Raw genomic sequence first — 16924 nt, 5'->3', positions numbered from 1 at the left:
ACCATGGCATACGACCCGAGCACCCTGCCCGACGTTTCCGGGCTCACCATCGGCATCATCGGTGGCACCGGCGACCAGGGCCGTGGGCTCGCCTACCGGTTCGCCCGGGCGGGCCTGACGGTGCTGATCGGTTCCCGTTCCGCGCAGCGGGCGGCGGAGTCGGCCGCCGAGATCGCCGCGCTGCCCGGCGTGCCGACCGGCGGCGGTGTCACCGGTGCCGACAACGACGAGGTGGCCCGGCGCAGTGACGTGGTGATCATCGCGGTGCCCTGGGACGGGCACGCCGCCACCGTCGGCGCGCTGGCCGAACCGCTCGCCGGCAAGATCGTCGTGGACTGCGTCAACCCGCTCGGCTTCGACAAGCAGGGCCCGTACGCGCTGCCGGTGCCCGAGGGCAGCGCCGTTCAGCAGGCCGCCGCGCTGCTGCCCGACTCCCGGGTCTGCGCCGCCTTCAACCACGTCAGCGCCCCGCTGCTGGCCGACCCCGAGATCGACCGCATCGAGCTGGACGTGCTGATCTGCACCGAGGAGCGGGAACTGGTCGGCATCGTCGGCGCGCTCGCCGCCCACATTCCCGGCATGCGGGGCATCTACGCCGGGCGGCTGCGCAACGCGCACCAGGTCGAGGCGTTCACCGCCAACCTGATCGCCATCAACAAGCGCTACAAGGCGCACGCGGGCGTCCGGGTCACCGACCTCTGATCCCTCTCGTCGTCGCCGACGCAACGCCGCCGGCTCTGCCGGCCATAGTGTGGTGTGACGATCCGGATAGAGCCGACCGACCAGGAACTGTGGGCGGCGACGGTGGCCGGCGACGAGGTGCGGTTCGCGCTGCTGTTCGACCGGTACGCGCGGACCGTCTACAACCACGCGTTCCGGCTCACCGGCTCCTGGTCACTGGCCGAGGATGTCACCCAGTCGGCCTTCCTGGTCGCTTGGCGCCGTCGCGACGACGCCCGTCTGGTCGACGGCTCGATACTGCCCTGGCTGCTCGTCATCACCACCAACACCGCGCGCGGTGAGGCCCGCTCGGCGCGGCGTTGGCGTGCGTTGCTGCGGCGGATACCGCTTGAGCGCGCCACGGAACGCGACGTCGCCGAGGACGCGGTCGGGCGGGTCGACGACGAGCGGCGGATGCGGGTGATTCTTGCGGCGGTTCGCCGGCTGCCCCGTGCCGAGCGGGAGGCGGTCGCGCTGTGCCTGTGGGCCGGCGTGTCCTACGCCGACGCGGCGGCCGCGCTGGACATCAGCGAGAGTTCCGTTCGCTCCCGGGTCAGCCGGGCCCGCGCCCGGTTGGCCAGTCACCTTGTCGACGATGCGGAGGACCGATGACCGAGCTACTGGATCCGCCCGCCGAGCGTGACCTGCCCGCCAGGCGGGCGGCCGAGATACGGGCGCGACTCCTGACGGAGGCTCGGACGGTGCCGGGCCCTGCGCTGCGACGTCGCCGCGTCGCCGTCGCGCTCATCGCGACGGCGATGATCGCCACTGTCGGGGTGGTCACCTGGCCGCACCCGGAACGAGGCGCCGTGGTCCTCGCCTTCGGGCCGGACGAACTGTCACCGACGTTGCGGCAGTCCGCCGAGCGGTGCCTGGCCCTTGGCGACGAGCGGGCCCGAGCCTCGGCGACCGTCGCCGACCTGGCCGTCGCCGTGGAACACGGCGACCACGCGGCGTTGATGTTCCTCGCCGATGGCCACTACGTCGCGTGTGACCTCTGGGGTCCGCCCCACCAGTCGTGGTCCGGTGGCACGGCGACCTCCGTGGACGATCCGACCTGGCGGGAGGCGTGGCTGCCCGGCCCGGTCCAGCGGCTCCTGCTCACCTCGACCGACCCCGACGGCGGTGAGGTGGTGGCCATCGGGCGGGTGAGCGACCGCGTGCACCGGCTGGTCCTGCAACAGGCCGACGGCACGATCACGCCGGCCCGGATCGCGAACGGTGCGTTCGGCCTCGTCGGTGAGGGCATCAGCGAGGACGGCGGAGCCGCCCTCGTCGCTTCCGACCGGGCCGGCGTCGAGATAGATCGGCGGCCGTTGTTCACACCGTTCGACCAGCTCGGTCGCTGTTACGTGGACCCGGCCGGCGTGGTCGTCTACGGCGACCCCGGCCCTGCCTGCCAGCCTGCGGAGCCGTGGCGCCAACGGTGACGACGCCGCCGACGAGCAGCCGGATCCGTGGCAGTTGAAGCGTCAGCCGGTCGGCGTGTCCGCTACCGCGGCTGCCACGGATCCGGATGCTCGGGTCGGGCGGCAGGCGGTCAGAAGGTGACGGTGACGCCGGCGGACTTGCAGGCCTTGCTGAGGGAAGCGCCGGCCTTCTCGAAGGCGGGGTTGTCGGCGGCCGTCGCCGGGTCGGTGGCGTTGGCGGCGTCGCCGGCCTCCGCGCCGAACTCCTCCAACGCGGCAACCACCTTGCTGTCGGTGGCGCCGGTGGCGGCCACCCGCGTCATCTCGTTCTGCAACCCGGACAGGATCTTCTGGAACAGTGCCGGTGACGGCTCGCTGCCGGAACTCACGGCGGCGATGAGGTCCTCCCGCATCTTGTCGCTGGCCTGCTTCGCCGACTGGCAGAGCTGCTTGTCGCTCACCACGTCCGCGGCGTCGGCGGTGGGCGCTGCCGGGGTCGGCGAGGCGGTGGTGGCGGTGGCGGATGGCAGGGTGGCCGACGGTGATGCGGCCGTCGGAGCCGCCTCCTCGCCACTACAGGCGGCCAGCGCCAGCAGCGAGGCGCAGGCCAGGACAGAGAAAGAAGCACGAATCCGGTTCACGAGCGAGAACCGTAGCGGCTTTCGGGAAATCCCGCTCGCCCTGTCCGCCACATCGTCGCAGCTCGCGTCCACCCGCGACCGGTGCCCGCCGCCGCGCTCGCGGCGGCGGGCGCGAGGTGCGGTCAGAAGGTGTGTTCGGCGGCGGGGAACTGGCCGGAGCGGACCTCGTCGGCGAAACGGCGGGTGGCCTCGTCGAGCGCGTCGGCCAGGGCGGCGTAGCGCTTCACGAAGCGTGGCGCCTTGCCGGTGCGCAGGCCCGCCATGTCCTGCCAGACCAGCACCTGGGCGTCGGTGTCCGGGCCGGCGCCGATGCCCACCGTGGGGATCGGCAGTTCGGCGGTGACCCGCTTGGCGACGTCACCGGGCACCATTTCGAGCACCACCGCGAAGGCGCCCGCCGCGGCGACCGCCCGCGCGTCGGCCAGCACCTCGTCGGCGGTCTCGCCACGGCCCTGCACCCGGTATCCGCCGATGGTGTGCTCCCGTTGCGGGGTGAAGCCGATGTGCGCCATCACCGGGATGCCGGCACCGACGATCGCCTCGATCTGCGCGGCGCAGCGCTGGCCGCCCTCCAGCTTCACCGCGTGACAGCCGCCCTCCTTCATGAACCGGACGGCGGTCCGCAGCGCCTGGGTCGGCCCCTCCTCGTACGAGCCGAACGGCAGGTCACCGACGACCAGGGTCTGCCGGGTGGCCCGGACGACCGCGCGTACCAGTGGCAGCAGCTCCTCGGCGGTCACCGGCAGGGTCGTCTCGTAGCCGTACACGTTGTTCGCCGCCGAGTCGCCGACCAGCAGCACCGGGATCCCGGCGGCGTCGAAGATCGAGGCCGTGTACTGGTCGTACGAGGTGAGCATCGACCATTTCTCGCCGCGCTCCTTGGCGGCGAGCAGGTCACGGGTACGGACCCGGCGGGTGGCCGGACCGCCGTAGAGGGCGGTCACCTCGGCCGGAGTGGATTCCACGATGTTCTCCTTCCTCGAGGCCGCGTGCGCGGTCCCCGGGTTCTGCCGCGATCGTCCCACCGTGCGGGCGGTCGGCGGCAGGGCGCAGTGGAGGATGTCACTCCGGCCCGACGTCACGAGCCAGCCGCTCGTGCGGCCCGGTCAGCCGTTCTCGCGCCACCGGTTGGTGATCGGGAGCCGCCGGTCCCGGCCGAACGCCTTCATGGAGATCTTCGTACCCGGCGCGGACTGGCGGCGCTTGTACTCGGCGGTATCCACCAACCGCAGCACCTTGTCCACCACGGCCGGGTCGTGACCGTCGGCGATCAGCCCTTCCCGGCCCAGGTCACCGTCGATGTAGCCGATCAGGATCGGGTCGAGCACGTCGTAGTCGGGCAGCGAGTCGCTGTCGAGCTGCCCCGGGCTCAGCTCGGCGCTCGGTGGCTTGCCGATCGAGTTCTCCGGGATCGGTGGGGTCACGCCCAGCCGGGTGGCCTCGGTGTTGCGCCACTTGGCCAGCCGCCAGACCAGCGTCTTCCACACGTCCTTGATCGGGTTGAAGCCGCCGACCGAGTCGCCGTACAGGGTCGAGTAGCCGACCGCCAGCTCGCTCTTGTTGCCGGTGGTCAGCACCAGGTGCCCCTCCTGGTTCGACAACGCCATCAGGATGACGCCGCGTACCCGGGCCTGGAGGTTCTCCACCGCGACCCCGGACAGCGACATGTTCGCCAGGAAGGTGTCCACCATCGGCTGGATCGGCTCCACCCGGTAGTCCAGGCCGGTCCGTTTGGCCAGGTCGGCCGCGTCGGAGCGGCTGTGCTCCGAGGAGTGCTGGCTGGGCAGGGAGACCCCGACCACCCGGTCGCCGCCGAGGGCGTCCACCGCGATGGCCGCCACCACCGCCGAGTCGATGCCGCCGGAGAGCCCGAGCACCACCGAGGGGAAGCGGTTCTTCTCGACGTAGTCCCGCAGGCCGAGCACCAGCGCCTGCCACACCTCGGCCTCGTCGGCCACCGGCTCGATGAGGCCGCCGGTCGCCGCCGGCCCGCTGGGCGAGGGCGGGATCGCCTCGACCGTACGCCGCACCACCCGCAGCCCGTCGGCCACCTGGTCGCCGTCGGCACCGGCATCGGTGGCGGCGGGTAGGTCGACGTCGTGCACGAGCAGGTGGGTGACGAACTGCGGCGCCCGGGTCAGCACCGTCCCGTCCGGCGCGACGATCATCGAGTCGCCCTCGAAGACCAGCTCGTCCTGACCGCCGATCATGTTGACGTAGGCGACGGCGGCGCCGGCCTCGGCGGCCCGCCGGCGGACCAGCGGCATTCGCAGGTCGTCCTTGTTCAGCTCGTACGGCGAGCCGTTGATGTTGACCACCAGCCCGACCCCGGCCCGCCGGGCGGCGGCGAACGGCCCCCCGGCCTGCCACAGGTCCTCGCAGATGGTCAGTGCCACGTCCACCCCACCCAGCCGGACCACGGTGAGCATGTCGCCGGGCACGAAGTAGCGGTCCTCGTCGAAGACGCCGTAGTTGGGCAGGTGGTGCTTGAAGTAGGTGGCGACCACCTCGCCGCGGTGCAGCAGCGCGGCGGCGTTGCGCGCTCCGCGGCCCGGCTCGGCGTCCGCGCTGACCTGCGGCGGCCCGTCGGCGTCCAGATAGCCCACCACGACCGGCAGGTCACCGAGGCCGTCGGCGGCCAGATCGGCGGCGAGCCGGCCGAGCGCCGCCTGGGATGCGGCCACGAAGGACCGCCGGAAGACCAGATCCTCCACCGGGTAGCCGGTCAGCATCATCTCGGGGAACAGGACGAGCTGGGCGCCGGAGTCGGCGGCCCGGCGGGTCCAGGCGCGGACGAGACCGGCGTTGCCGGTGAGGTCACCGACACTGGGGTTGACCTGGCACAGCGCGAGACGCAGGGTGGGCATGTCCTCATCTTGCCCCAGTGGTACGGGCTCGACACGTCGGCGTGGCGCAGTCCGACCGGGTCGGGACCGACGGTCGGGACGGGACGGGACGCAACGGCCGAGGTTCGGTTAACGTCTGCGTAATCGGGTCGGTGGAGACTGGTCGGTCAGGTCGGGCAGAGTCCGACCGAAGGCGGACATAGCGTGTCGCGGAAGGTTGGGGAAGTGGACCGTCAGCAGGAGTTCGTCCTCCGTACGCTGGAAGAGCGGGACATCCGTTTCGTCCGGCTGTGGTTCACCGACGTGCTCGGCACGCTCAAGAGCGTGTCGGTCGCCCCCGCCGAGCTGGAGGCCGCCTTCGAGGAGGGCATCGGCTTCGACGGCTCGGCGATCGAAGGGTTCGCCCGGGTCTTCGAGTCGGACATGGTCGCCATGCCCGATCCGACCACCTTCCAGGTCTTCCCGTTCGAGGGTGGGGTCAGCGGCGAGAGCGCCCGGATGTTCTGCGACATCCTGCTGCCCGACGGCGGCCCGTCCTGGGCCGACCCCCGTCACGTGCTGCGTCGGGCGCTGTCCCGGGCGGCGGAGAAGGGCTTCACCTTCTACACCCACCCCGAGATCGAGTTCTTCCTGCTGGAGAACGGGCCGATGGACGGCTCGGTGCCGGTGCCGGTGGACACCGGCGGCTACTTCGAGCACACCACCCACGCCGTGGCCCGGGACTTCCGCCGTCAGGCGGTGCTGTCGCTGGAGCGGATCGGCATCTCGGTGGAGTTCAGCCACCACGAGGTCGCCCCCGGCCAGCAGGAGATCGACCTGCGCTACGCCGACGCGCTCACCACCGCCGACAACATCATGACGTTCCGGCACGTGGTCAAGGAGGTGGCGCTCTCCACCGGCGTGCAGGCCACCTTCATGCCCAAGCCCTTCACCGACCAGCCGGGCAGTGGGATGCACACCCACCTGTCGCTGTTCGAGGGCGAGCGCAACGCGTTCCACGACGCCAGCGACCCGATGAAGCTGTCCAAGGTGGCGCGGGCGTTCATCGCCGGGCTGCTGGCCCACGCCCGGGAGTACACCGCGGTGACCAACCAGTGGGTCAACTCGTACAAGCGCCTGTTCCCGCAGGCGCTGCCGGACCGGGTCACCGAGAGCCCCGCGTACGTCTGCTGGGGGCACCTGAACCGTTCCGCGCTGGTCCGGGTGCCGGCGTACGGCAAGCCGAACTCGGCCCGGGTGGAGATCCGTTCGCCCGACTCGGCCGCCAACCCGTACCTCGCCTTCGCGGTGCTGCTCGGCGCCGGGATGAAGGGCATCGAGGAGGGGTACGAGCTGCCGCCGGGCGCGGAGGACGACGTGTGGGCGCTGACCAGCGCCGAGCGGCGGGCGATGGGGTACGAACCGCTGCCGGAGAACCTGTCCGAGGCGATCGACGTGATGGCGGGTTCGGAACTGGTCGCCGAGGTGCTCGGCGAGCACGTCTTCGACTTCTTCCTGCGTAACAAGCGGGCCGAGTGGGAGCAGTACCGCCGCGAGGTCACCCCCTACGAGCGCCAGCACTACCTGTCGCTGTAGCCGCCGCTGCCGGGCTGCCGAGCGTTGCCCGGTGCCGCTATCGTCTCGATCACCGTGCCGGCACCCGCCGGCCGGAGACCGTCGGGAGGCAGTCGGTGCTGGAGGATCTGCTCAGCGGAGCCTGGCAGAGTGTGGTGTTCGGGGTCGTCGGAGTGGGCCTGATGGCCGCCGGCTTCGTCCTGGTCGACCTGCTCACCCCGGGCAAACTGCGGGACCTGATCTGGGTAAACCGCAACGCCAACGCCGGCCTGCTGCTCGCCGCGAATCAGCTCGGCGTCGCCGGCATCGTCTTCACCGCGATCCTGACCAGCTACAGCGACTTCGCCAAGGGACTGGCCTCGACGGTGATCTTCGGGCTGATCGGTCTCGGCATCATGGCGCTCGCCTTCTTCGTGCTGGACCTGATCACGCCGGGCAAGCTCGGCGAGGTCATCTGCGCCGACGAGCCGCACCCGGTGGCCCGGGTGAGCGCCGCCAGCCACTTCGGCGCCGCGCTCATCGTCTGCGCCTGCATCGCCTGACCGCACCCGGTCCGCCCACGACCCGGTTCCCGGGCCCGCGCCGCCGGCGGTCGCCGGATGCGGCAAGTCGGGCCTTCCCGGGCTCCCGGATACCGCGACTTGCCGCGTGGGGGTGGGCCGGTCGTGGCGGTGGGTCGGGTACAGCCGCGTGGGCGGCCCCGCAGGAGTGGAGCGGGGCCGCCCACGCGGCGTGGTACGTCAGCCCGGGCCGGCGGATGAGCCGGGACCGCTCGGCACGCGGTGCGCGTGCGTGAGGCCGGCCGGGGTGTCACTTGCCGGCGGTGTCGCCCTCGCCGCGAGCGCCCGGGCCGCCCCAGCCGCCGAACACACCGGCCTCGACGGCGGCGGTGATGGCGTCGGCCTGCTCCTGGGTGAGCTTGCCGTCCTCGACCGCCTGCGCGAGCCGCTCGGCCAGCGCCTCCTTGCGCTCCTCGGCCGACGGCGGCGTCCGCCGCTCGCCCGCGCCACCCTCGGCGGCACCGTCGCCGCCCTTGCGGCCCTCGCCGGCACCGTCGCCACGCCCCATGAATCCCCGGTGGCCCTCGCGGTCCGGCCGACCCTGCGGCTGGTGCTGCTCGCGGAGCTTCTCCAGCGCCTCGGTCACCTGCTCGGTCGGCACGCCCAACTCCTCGGCCAGCGCCTCGGCGAACTGCGCGTGCCGCGCGGCCCGCTGCTCCTGACGGTCACCCTGCGGCTCGCTACTGGCGCTGGCGCTCGGGGTGACCTTGTCGTCGGCGAGCGCCACGGTGGGAGCGGCGATCCCCACGCCGAGCACGCCCGCCGCGGCCAGGCCGGCCAGCAGGTGCTTCTTCGAAATCGTGCGGGACATCGTTCCTCCAACTCGTCGGTGATGCGATGACGTCACCGACAGTGACGAGCCTGGCTGGGCGTGGACCATGGCGAAGCTGTCAGTGAGCTGGCAATCCGGACCCCGAAGACGGACAGTCCCGACAAGGGTTCAGCGGACGGCGGCGACCACCGTGAGGGTGCCGGCGTCGGCGTCGAGGCTCGCCCGGGTACCGACCGGGACGGTGAGCTGACCGGGGCCGTGACCGATCGGCAGGCCACCCAGCACCGGTACGCCCAGGTCGCCGAGGCGCTCACCGAGCACGTCGGCCACCGTGGTGTCCCAGCCGTCGGCGCAGTCGGTGAACTGCCCCACCGCCACCCCGGCCAGCCCGTCCAGCGCGCCGGCCCGGCGGAGCTGGGTCAACATCCGGTCGACCTTGTACGGCGGCTCCTGCACGTCCTCCAGCAGCAGCACCGCACCGGTCAGGTCGGGCATGTCCGGGGTGCCGAGGGAGGCCACGACCAGGCAGAGGTTGCCGCCCAGCAGCCGGCCGGTGGCTCGCCCGGCGACGCGGACGCCGAAGGTCTCCTCGCCCTGCACGGCGCGTACGGTGACCGGCTCGGTGCTGGTCATCGCCGCGTGCAGAGACTCGGCCGAGGCCAGCGGGGTGCGCTCGTCGCGCCAGGCCGCCCCGGGACCGTGCACCCCGGCCAACCGGGCGCCCCGCCAGAGCGCCAGTTGCAGCGCGGTGATGTCGGAGAACCCGGCCACCACCTTCGGGTCGCGGCGTACCGCCGCCATGTCGATCGCGTCCACCACCCGCTGTGCGCCGTAGCCGCCCCGGGTGCAGATCACCCCGCGCACCCGTGGATCGGTGAACGCGGTGTTGAGGTCGGCCGCCCGCAGCGCGTCGGCCCCCGCCAGGTAGCCCTGCCGGGCGTAGGCGTTGGGCGCGAGCACCGGTCGCAGCCCCCAGCCGGTGAGCAGTTCCACACCCCGGGCCACCCGCTCGGGGCGGGTCGGTCCGGACGGCGACACCAGCATCACCGTGTCCCCGGGACGCAGCGCGGGCGGGCGTACGACGTCGTCGGGCGCGAGGTGGTCGGACACAGCGGCAGCTTAGTGCGCTGGCCAGGCACGTTCCTGCGCTCCCGGTCCCGCTGGTCGGCCGGCTCGGCGGGACCGGATAGCCTCGACGATGTGGCAACCGCGTTGGTGATCGAGAACGACCCGACCGACGACCCGCGCCGGCTGGGGGAGTGGCTGACCGAGGCCGGGCTGGAGCTGGCGGTGGTCCGCCCGCACGCGGGCGAGACCCTTCCCACCGACCTGGACGGGTACGCCGCCCTGGTGGTGCTCGGCGGTGACCAGCAGGCCTACCCGCTCGTCGACGGGGTGCCGGCGGCGCCCTGGTTTCCGGCGGTGGAGAAGCTGCTCCGCAAGGCGGTGCGACACCGGCTGCCGACCCTGGGCGTCTGCCTCGGTGCGCAGCTGCTCGCCACCGCCCACGCCGGCACGGTCGTGCGCAGCCCGTCCGGGCCGGAGGTGGGGCCCGCCGTGGTCGGCCGGCGGGACGCGGCCGAGTCCGATCCGCTCTTCCGGTACGTGCCGCTGATCCCCGACGTGTTGCAGTGGCACGCCGACGAGATCACCGAGCTGCCCGCCGGTGCCACCCTGCTGGCCGCCTCCACCCGCTATCCGCACCAGGCGTTCCGCCTCGGTGACCGGGCCTGGGGGCTGCAGTTCCACATCGAGTGCGACACCGCGATGATCGCCGAGTGGGCCACCGACTCGGTGCTGCTGGCCGAGCTGGGCTACGACCCGCAGCTGGTGATCTCCGCGTGCGACGCGGTGATGGCCGACGTCGAGGATGTCTGGCAGCCGTTCGCGGCGCGGTTCGCCGCACTCGCCCTCGGCGAGCTGGACGAGGGGTCGCGGCGCAGCCTGCCGCTGCTCGGGCACTGATGGGCCGGCCGACCAGCGCCACGGGCCGCCTCGCCCGCTACGGCTTCGGCGTCACCGACGACGAGGCGGGTGCCCGCGCCGCCGACCTGCTCGGGCCGGACGGGCTCGACCTGTGGCGCCCGCAGACCCAGGAACCCACCGGCGAGCAGGCTCAGGAACTGCTCACCGCGCTGTCCCGGGCCGCCGACCCGGATCTCGCGCTGCGTCAGCTGCACCGGCTGGTGGAGGCGGAGCGCCGTACGATGGCCGGCCCGAACGGCACCGCCGGGTCGGGTGCGGCGCTGCGGCAACGGGGTGCGGGGCCCGGGCGCGTCACGGCGACCGCCGCCGGCCAGGGCGGCACCACCGGTAGCGGTGCCGCCGCGAGCGAGGGCGCGACCGGCGACGGTGGCAGCACCGGAGGCGACGGTGTCGCCGGGAGCCAGGGCACCACCGCGGCCGTCGGCGGCATCGGCGCGGGCTCGGCGCTGCTCGCCGCGCTGCACGACGACCCGGGTCTGCGTCGCCGGCTGCTCGCCGTGCTGGGCGCCTCCTCGGCGCTCGGTGACCATCTGGTGGCCAACCCCGACCAGTGGCCGGTGCTGCGTACCGAGCCGGACGGCCTCGCACCGACCGCGGACGGCCGGCTCGACCTGTCCGGCGACGGCAACCCCGTCGCGGTGCTGCGGCGGGCGTACCGGCTGGCCCTGCTGCGGATCGCGGCGGCCGACCTGACCGGCGGGCGCGGCCTGGAACAGACGATGGCCGCCCTGTCGGCACTTGCCGACGCCACCCTGTCGGCCGCGTACCGGATCGCCGTGGCGGAGCTGCCGGAGGGCACCCGGGAGCCGCGCCTGGGCGTGGTCGCCATGGGCAAGTGCGGTGGCGGCGAGCTGAACTACGTCTCCGACGTCGACGTGATCTTCGTGGCGGCCGAGGACGACGACCTGACCACCGCCACCACCGTGGCCACCCGGCTGATCCACATCTGCGGCCTGGTCGCCTGGCCGGTCGACGCGGCCCTGCGCCCCGAGGGCAACCGGGGGCCGCTGGTGCGGACGCTGGCCAGCCACCTGGCCTACTACCGGCGCTGGGCGCGGACCTGGGAGTTCCAGGCGCTGCTCAAGGCCCGCCCGGCCGCCGGCGACCTGGCGCTCGGCCAGGAGTGGATCGACGCGTTGGCGCCGCTGCTCTGGCAGGCGGCCGAACGCCCCGAGGCGGTCGAGGACGTCCGGGCGATGCGGCGCAAGATCATCGATCACATTCCGCCGAAGGAGCTGGAACGCGAGATCAAACGCGGTCCCGGTGGGCTGCGCGACATCGAGTTCGCGGTGCAGTTGCTGCAACTGGTGCACGGCCGGGGCGACGAGACGTTGCGGGCGGCCGGCACCATCCCCGCCCTGCGGGCGCTGGTCACCGGCGGCTACGTCGGCCGGGCCGACGGCGAGGCGCTGCTGCGCGGCTACCGGTTCCTGCGCAGCGTCGAGCACCGGCTGCAACTCCAGGGTCTGCGACGCACCCACACCGTGCCGACCGAGCCGGGCGCGTTGCGCTGGCTCGCCACCGCGCTCGGCTACACCGCCGGGCCCGGCCGCAGCGCCGTCGAGGAGTTCCGCGCCGAGTGGGTCACCCACGCCACCGAGGTACGCCGACTGCACGCCAAGCTGCTCTACCGGCCGTTGCTGGAGTCGGTGGCCCGGGTACCGGCCGACGGGCTGCGGCTGACCCCGCAGGCGGCCCGCAACCGGCTGGAGATCCTCGGCTTCGCCGACCCGGCCGGGGCGCTTCGTCACCTGCAGGCGCTCACCGGCGGGGTGAGCCGGACCGCCGCCATCCAACGCACCCTGCTGCCGGTGCTGCTCAGCGAGTTCGCCGACGCGCCCGAGCCGGACCGGGGTCTGCTCAACTACCGCCAGGTCTCCGACTCCCTCGGCAGCACCCCCTGGTATCTGCGACTGCTGCGCGACTCCGGTCCGGTGGCCCGCCGGCTGGCCCGGGTGCTCTCCGCCTCCCGGTACGTGGCGGACCTGCTGAAGCGGGAGCCGGAGGCGCTGCGCCTGCTGGCCGAGGAGAGCGAGCTGAACCCGCGGCCACGCGAGGTGCTCTTCGACGGGCTCACCGCCGCCGCGGCCCGGCACACCGACCCGGTCGAGGCGACCCGGGCGGTACGCGCACTGCGCCGCCGGGAACTGCTCCGCCTCGCCTGCGCCGACGTGCTCAGCCGGGCCGGTTCGCTGGCCCCGGCCCGCCCCGACGGCGGCCGGAGCACGCCCGCGCTGTCCGACATCACGGCGGTCGGCACCGCGCTCTCCGACGTCACCGACGCGACCCTAGCCGCCGCGCTGCGCACCGCCCGGGCCGCCCAGCCGGCCATGCCGGGACTGACGTTCGCGGTGATCGGGATGGGCCGGCTCGGCGGGTACGAGTCGAACTACCTCTCCGACGCCGACGTGCTCTTCGTCTACGACCCACCGGAGGGGGTCAGCGAGAGCGCGGCCAGTGCCGCCGCGCACGCCATCGCCGAGGAGCTGCGGCGGCTGCTCGGCATGCCCGCCCCCGACCCGCCGCTCGGCGTCGACGCCGACCTGCGTCCCGAGGGCCGGCAGGGGCCACTGGTCCGCAGTCTCGCCGCCTACCAGCAGTACTACGCCCGCTGGTCGCGGGTGTGGGAGGCGCAGGCGCTGCTGCGCGCCCGCTGCGTCTGCGGCGACGCCGACCTGGGCACCCGGTTCGAGCAGATGGTCGACCCGATCCGGTACCCCGCCGACGGGCTGACCCGGGAACAGGTCATCGAGATCCGTCGGATCAAGGTGCGGGTGGAGACCGAACGACTGCCCCGGGGTGCCGATCCGGCCACCCACACCAAGCTGGGCCGGGGCGGCCTGGCCGACGTGGAGTGGGCGGTGCAGCTGCTGCAGCTGCGGCACGCCGGCGCGTACCCGCAACTGCGCGGCACGCGTACCCTCGACGCGCTCGCGGCGGCCCGGGACGCGGGCCTGGTCGACCCGGCGGACGCCGAGGCGATGGTGGCCGGGTGGACGCTCGCCGCGCAGGTCCGCAACGCGCTGATGCTGGTCCGGGGTCGGGCCGGCGACCAGTTGCCCCGGCACGGCGTGGAGTTGGCCGGCGTGGTCCGGCTGCTCGGCCGCGACGACCCGGGCGAGTTCCTCGACGAGTACCTGCGCACCGGCCGCCGCTCCCGCGCCGCCACCGAACGCGTCCTGGAGATGTAGCGCGGGCTTCCCGGCGACCCGCCACCGGGGCCGGTCGCTGATCGTGGTAGGACTGCTCGGTGCCGACATCGACCCACGCTGCCGTTCCCGACGGGAAGGCCGCCGAGGATGCTGGCGCGCCCTGGCCGGGCTACCCGGTCCTCGGCGCGCTGGTGCTGTCGCTGCTGCTGGCCGTCGCGTTCCTGCTGGCCCCGCCCATGGGAACCGACCTGTCCGCGCAGGTGGCCCGCGCGGGCTTCGCGGCGCGCAACGGGCTCGCTCCGCTCGATTTCTCGTGGTACGGCGGGGTCAACCAGTTCGGCTACAGCCTCTACACCCAGCTGCTCGGCGCGCTGGTGGGGGTGCGTCCGGTCGGTGCGGTCGCGGCGGTCGTCTCCGCCGGGGCGCTGGCCTGGCTGCTGGTGCTGACCAAGGCCCGTCGTCCGCTGCTCGGCGGCCTGCTGGGTGCGGTCGTCCTGGTGGGCAACCTGGCCAGCGGCCGGATCACCTTCGCCGTCGGCCTGATGTGGGCGCTGCTCGCGCTCTGCCTGGTGGCGTTGCCCAAGGGAGCGCGTGGGTGGCGGCTGGCGGCGGCCGGTGTGGCGGCGGTGCTCGCGACGGCCGCCAGCCCGGTGGCCGGCCTCTTCCTCGGCCTGGCCGGCGGCACCCTGCTGATCCTCGACAGCTGGCGACACCGGCGACCCGGAGCCGCCGCGCTGGTCCTCTGCCTGGCCCCGCTGGTGACGGTGGCGCCGATGGCCATGCTCTTCGGCAACGGGGGGCGGCAGCCGTTCAGCGCCGAATCACTGCGGATCAACCTCGCCCTGGCCGTGGTGGCGCTCGCGCTCGTACCGGTCCGGGCGCTGCGGGTCGGTGCCGCGCTGACCGCGCTGCTCCTGATCGCGGCCTATCACCTGCCCAGCCCGGTCGGCTCGAACGCGCTACGCCTGCCGATGCTCTTCGCCCTGCCGATCGTCGCGGCCTACGCCGGGCTCGGGCGGCGGTGGCTGGCCGCGCTGCTCGTCGCGCTGTTCTGGTGGCAGTCCCCGGTGATGACCAACGACATCGCCCGCCGGGGCTCGGCACCGGCGTACGCCGCCTTCCACGAACCGCTGCTGGACGACCTGGAGCGGCGGGCGCCGGTGGGCCGGATCGAAGTGGTGCCGCTGCGGGACCACTGGGAGAGCGCCTTCGTGGCCGCCGCGGTGCCACTGGCCCGGGGCTGGGAGCGGCAGGTCGACGTGGGCCGTAACCCGCTGTTCTACGACGGCGGCCTCGATGCCGGCCGGTACGGCGAGTGGCTGCGCCGCAACGCCGTCAGCTACGTCGCCGTCGCACCGGACGCGGCGCTCGACCGGTACGGCCGGGACGAGGCGACGCTCGTGCTGGCCGGCCAGCCGTACCTGCGGGAGGTGGGTCGTCCCGGGCAGTGGCGGCTGTACCAGGTGCTCGACCCGGCACCCCTGGTCTCCGCTCCGGCTCGGCTGGTCAGTTCCGACGACGCGAGGGTGCGGTTCACCGTCGACGCGCCCGGCGACGTGCTCGTCCGGGTCCGTTGGTCCCGCTGGCTGTCGCTGTCCGCGGGGGACGGGTGCCTGCGCGCCGACCCGGACGAATGGGTCACGGTACGGGCCCGCAGCGCGGGAACCTTCGACGTCACCAGCAGCCTGCGACCGTCCGGACACTGTCCGCCCGGCTGAGGCCCGTCGACGGCCGGACGATGCCCACCTCCGTACCGCGATCGGCGGTACTGGCAGCATGGCGAGGTGCCCCATCACCTCGTGCGCTGGACCGGACTGGCCGGATCGATCATGCTCGCCGTGGCGGCGTTCCTCGGCGGCGCCCTGCCCGACGGCGACCTGCGACCCAACCCGGTCAAGATCTGGTTGGGCCCGAACGGACCGCTGATCATCGGGCTGTGGTTGTTCGGCACCGCGGCCATGGCGGTGGCCTGGTGGACGCTGCGGGACCGGGTGCCGTCGGCGCGATGGGCCCTGGTCACCGCCGGGCTGTGGGTGCTGCCGTTCCTGTTCACCCCGCCGCTGGGCAGCCGGGACGCCTACGCGTACGCCTGCCAGGGGGCGAGCTACGCCAATGGCATCAGCCCGTACGAGTACGGCGTCTCCACGCTGCCCTGCCCGTGGCTGGACACCATGTCGTACATCTGGCGGGACACCCCGGCACCGTACGGGCCCCTGTTCGTGGTGCTCTCCGGCGCGGTGGTCGCGGCGACCGGTTCCCTGATCGGCAGCATCGCGTTGTTCCGGGTGCTCGCGGTGGCCGGCGTGGTGCTGACGGCGGCCTGCCTGCCGGTGCTGGCCCGCCGCAGCGGCGTGCCGGTCGGCCGGGCCCTCTGGCTCGCCCTGGCCAGCCCACTGGTCGGAGTGCACCTGATCTCCGGGGTGCACAACGACGCGCTGATGGTCGGCCTGCTGGTGGCCGGGCTGGCCGTGGTGGTGAGTCGTCCCGGCCGGCCCTGGCCGCTGCTGGCCGGCGGCGTCGTGCTCGGCCTGGCCGCCGGCATCAAGGTGACCGCGCTCGTGGTGGTGCCGTTCGCGGCACTCGCCGCGATCACCGGCGGCTTCTCGCTGCGCGCGCTGCTGCGCCACGGTACGCCGGTGGTCGGCGGCGCCGTGGCCACACTGTTCGGGGTGACCCTGGCCGCCGGGCTGGACCTCGGTTGGATCACCGGGCTGTCGCACGGCAACGAGGTGGTCGCCTGGACCTCGCCGCCGACCGCCGTCGGGCAGACCGTCGGTTACCTGGTGCTGCCGTTCGGCCTGCACATCGACGCGCTGCCGGTGACCCGGGGCATCGCGGTGCTGGTGTTGGCGGCGTTGCTGGTGTGGCTGTGGTTCCGGGCCCGCCACCGGGAACCGCTCTGGCACGCCGCGCTGGCGTTGACCGCGACGGTGGCGCTCGCCCCGCTCTTCCACCCCTGGTACTGGTTCTGGCCGCTGACCCTGCTGGCCGCCACCGCGCGGCGCACCTGGTGGTTCAGCGCGGTGACCGTCTACGCCGCGTTCCTGGTGCTGGCCGACGGCACCGGCCTGCCCCGCTACACCAAGACGGTCGGTGCACCGCTGATGACGCTGTTCGTGATCGTGGTGGCGGTCCGCTTGGTACGGTCGGCGCAGCAGGCCCGGACGGCGGACCGTCAACCGGTGCCGGTCGAGTAGGCCGGTCCCGGCGGCGTTGCTGGACACCGCACTGGAGGAGAGGTACCGCCGGTGAGCGAGCCCGGCGCCCGTTCCCCCCTCGATCCC

At 73.5% G+C, this 16924-nt stretch carries 14 protein-coding genes; 9 read left to right on the top strand and 5 right to left on the bottom strand.

Annotation, left to right across the window (positions count from 1 at the left end; translation table 11 throughout):
* Positions 1–3 precede the first annotated feature (3 nt).
* Genes npdG through O7597_RS02845 form a run of 3 tightly spaced genes read left to right on the top strand, consistent with a single transcriptional unit; the run spans position 4 to position 2150 of the window.
* A complete protein-coding gene (gene npdG, locus O7597_RS02855; RefSeq protein ID WP_269737591.1) occupies positions 4–702 on the top strand; it encodes an NADPH-dependent F420 reductase in 699 nt (232 codons plus the stop codon).
* A 54-nt stretch (positions 703–756) separates the two neighbouring features.
* Entirely contained in the window at positions 757–1332 is a 576-nt protein-coding gene (locus O7597_RS02850; protein ID WP_269737590.1) for a sigma-70 family RNA polymerase sigma factor, read from the top strand.
* The gene (locus O7597_RS02845) at positions 1329–2150 is read left to right on the top strand and encodes a hypothetical protein (protein ID WP_269737589.1); all 822 of its coding nucleotides are present in this window, start codon (positions 1329–1331) and stop codon (positions 2148–2150) included. The genes O7597_RS02850 and O7597_RS02845 overlap by 4 nt, the downstream gene beginning before the upstream one ends.
* A 110-nt stretch (positions 2151–2260) precedes the next feature.
* Here the strand turns inward: O7597_RS02845 and O7597_RS02840 are convergent, their stop codons facing one another.
* From O7597_RS02840 to O7597_RS02830, 3 genes are all read right to left on the bottom strand, one after another.
* Positions 2261–2770, bottom strand: a complete 510-nt coding sequence (locus O7597_RS02840; protein ID WP_269737588.1) for a hypothetical protein — start codon at positions 2768–2770, stop codon at positions 2261–2263.
* Between the two features lie 122 nt (positions 2771–2892).
* Positions 2893–3738, bottom strand: coding sequence for a 3-methyl-2-oxobutanoate hydroxymethyltransferase (panB, locus tag O7597_RS02835; RefSeq protein WP_269738672.1), 846 nt, complete (start codon positions 3736–3738; stop codon positions 2893–2895).
* Between the two features lie 138 nt (positions 3739–3876).
* A complete protein-coding gene (locus tag O7597_RS02830) occupies positions 3877–5637 on the bottom strand; it encodes an NAD+ synthase (RefSeq protein WP_281581933.1) in 1761 nt (586 codons plus the stop codon).
* A gap of 204 nt (positions 5638–5841) precedes the next feature.
* On the opposite strand from O7597_RS02830, the gene glnA reads away from it, so the two are divergent.
* Entirely contained in the window at positions 5842–7191 is a 1350-nt protein-coding gene (glnA, locus tag O7597_RS02825; RefSeq protein WP_164449286.1) for a type I glutamate--ammonia ligase, read from the top strand.
* A gap of 95 nt (positions 7192–7286) precedes the next feature.
* Positions 7287–7712, top strand: coding sequence for a DUF350 domain-containing protein (locus O7597_RS02820; RefSeq protein WP_269737586.1), 426 nt, complete (start codon positions 7287–7289; stop codon positions 7710–7712).
* Between the two features lie 268 nt (positions 7713–7980).
* Here the strand turns inward: O7597_RS02820 and O7597_RS02815 are convergent, their stop codons facing one another.
* Positions 7981–8541 (bottom strand): hypothetical protein, encoded by a 561-nt coding sequence (locus O7597_RS02815; protein ID WP_269737585.1) that lies wholly within the window; start codon positions 8539–8541, stop codon positions 7981–7983.
* Between the two features lie 129 nt (positions 8542–8670).
* Positions 8671–9546: an LD-carboxypeptidase gene (locus tag O7597_RS02810; protein ID WP_281583363.1), complete on the bottom strand. Its 876-nt coding sequence runs from the start codon at positions 9544–9546 to the stop codon at positions 8671–8673.
* Positions 9547–9702: 156 nt separating this feature from the next.
* Between O7597_RS02810 and O7597_RS02805 the strand changes: the two genes are divergently transcribed.
* From O7597_RS02805 to mptB, 4 genes are all read left to right on the top strand, one after another.
* Positions 9703–10467, top strand: coding sequence for a type 1 glutamine amidotransferase (locus O7597_RS02805; RefSeq protein WP_164449284.1), 765 nt, complete (start codon positions 9703–9705; stop codon positions 10465–10467).
* Positions 10467–13679, top strand: a complete 3213-nt coding sequence (locus O7597_RS02800; RefSeq protein ID WP_281581932.1) for a bifunctional [glutamine synthetase] adenylyltransferase/[glutamine synthetase]-adenylyl-L-tyrosine phosphorylase — start codon at positions 10467–10469, stop codon at positions 13677–13679. Before O7597_RS02805 ends, O7597_RS02800 begins: the two co-directional genes overlap by 1 nt.
* Before the next feature lie 59 nt (positions 13680–13738).
* Positions 13739–15358, top strand: coding sequence for a hypothetical protein (locus O7597_RS02795; protein WP_281581931.1), 1620 nt, complete (start codon positions 13739–13741; stop codon positions 15356–15358).
* 66 nt (positions 15359–15424) lie between these two features.
* The gene (gene mptB / locus O7597_RS02790) at positions 15425–16837 is read left to right on the top strand and encodes a polyprenol phosphomannose-dependent alpha 1,6 mannosyltransferase MptB (RefSeq protein ID WP_281581930.1); all 1413 of its coding nucleotides are present in this window, start codon (positions 15425–15427) and stop codon (positions 16835–16837) included.
* Positions 16838–16924: the final 87 nt, after the last annotated feature.

The organism is Verrucosispora sp. WMMC514 (assembly GCF_027497295.1).
Classification (GTDB): Bacteria; Actinomycetota; Actinomycetes; order Mycobacteriales; family Micromonosporaceae; genus Micromonospora; species Micromonospora palythoicola.
The sequence above is the reverse complement of the archived record's forward strand: the minus strand, read 5'-3'. Positions and strand labels throughout refer to the sequence as shown.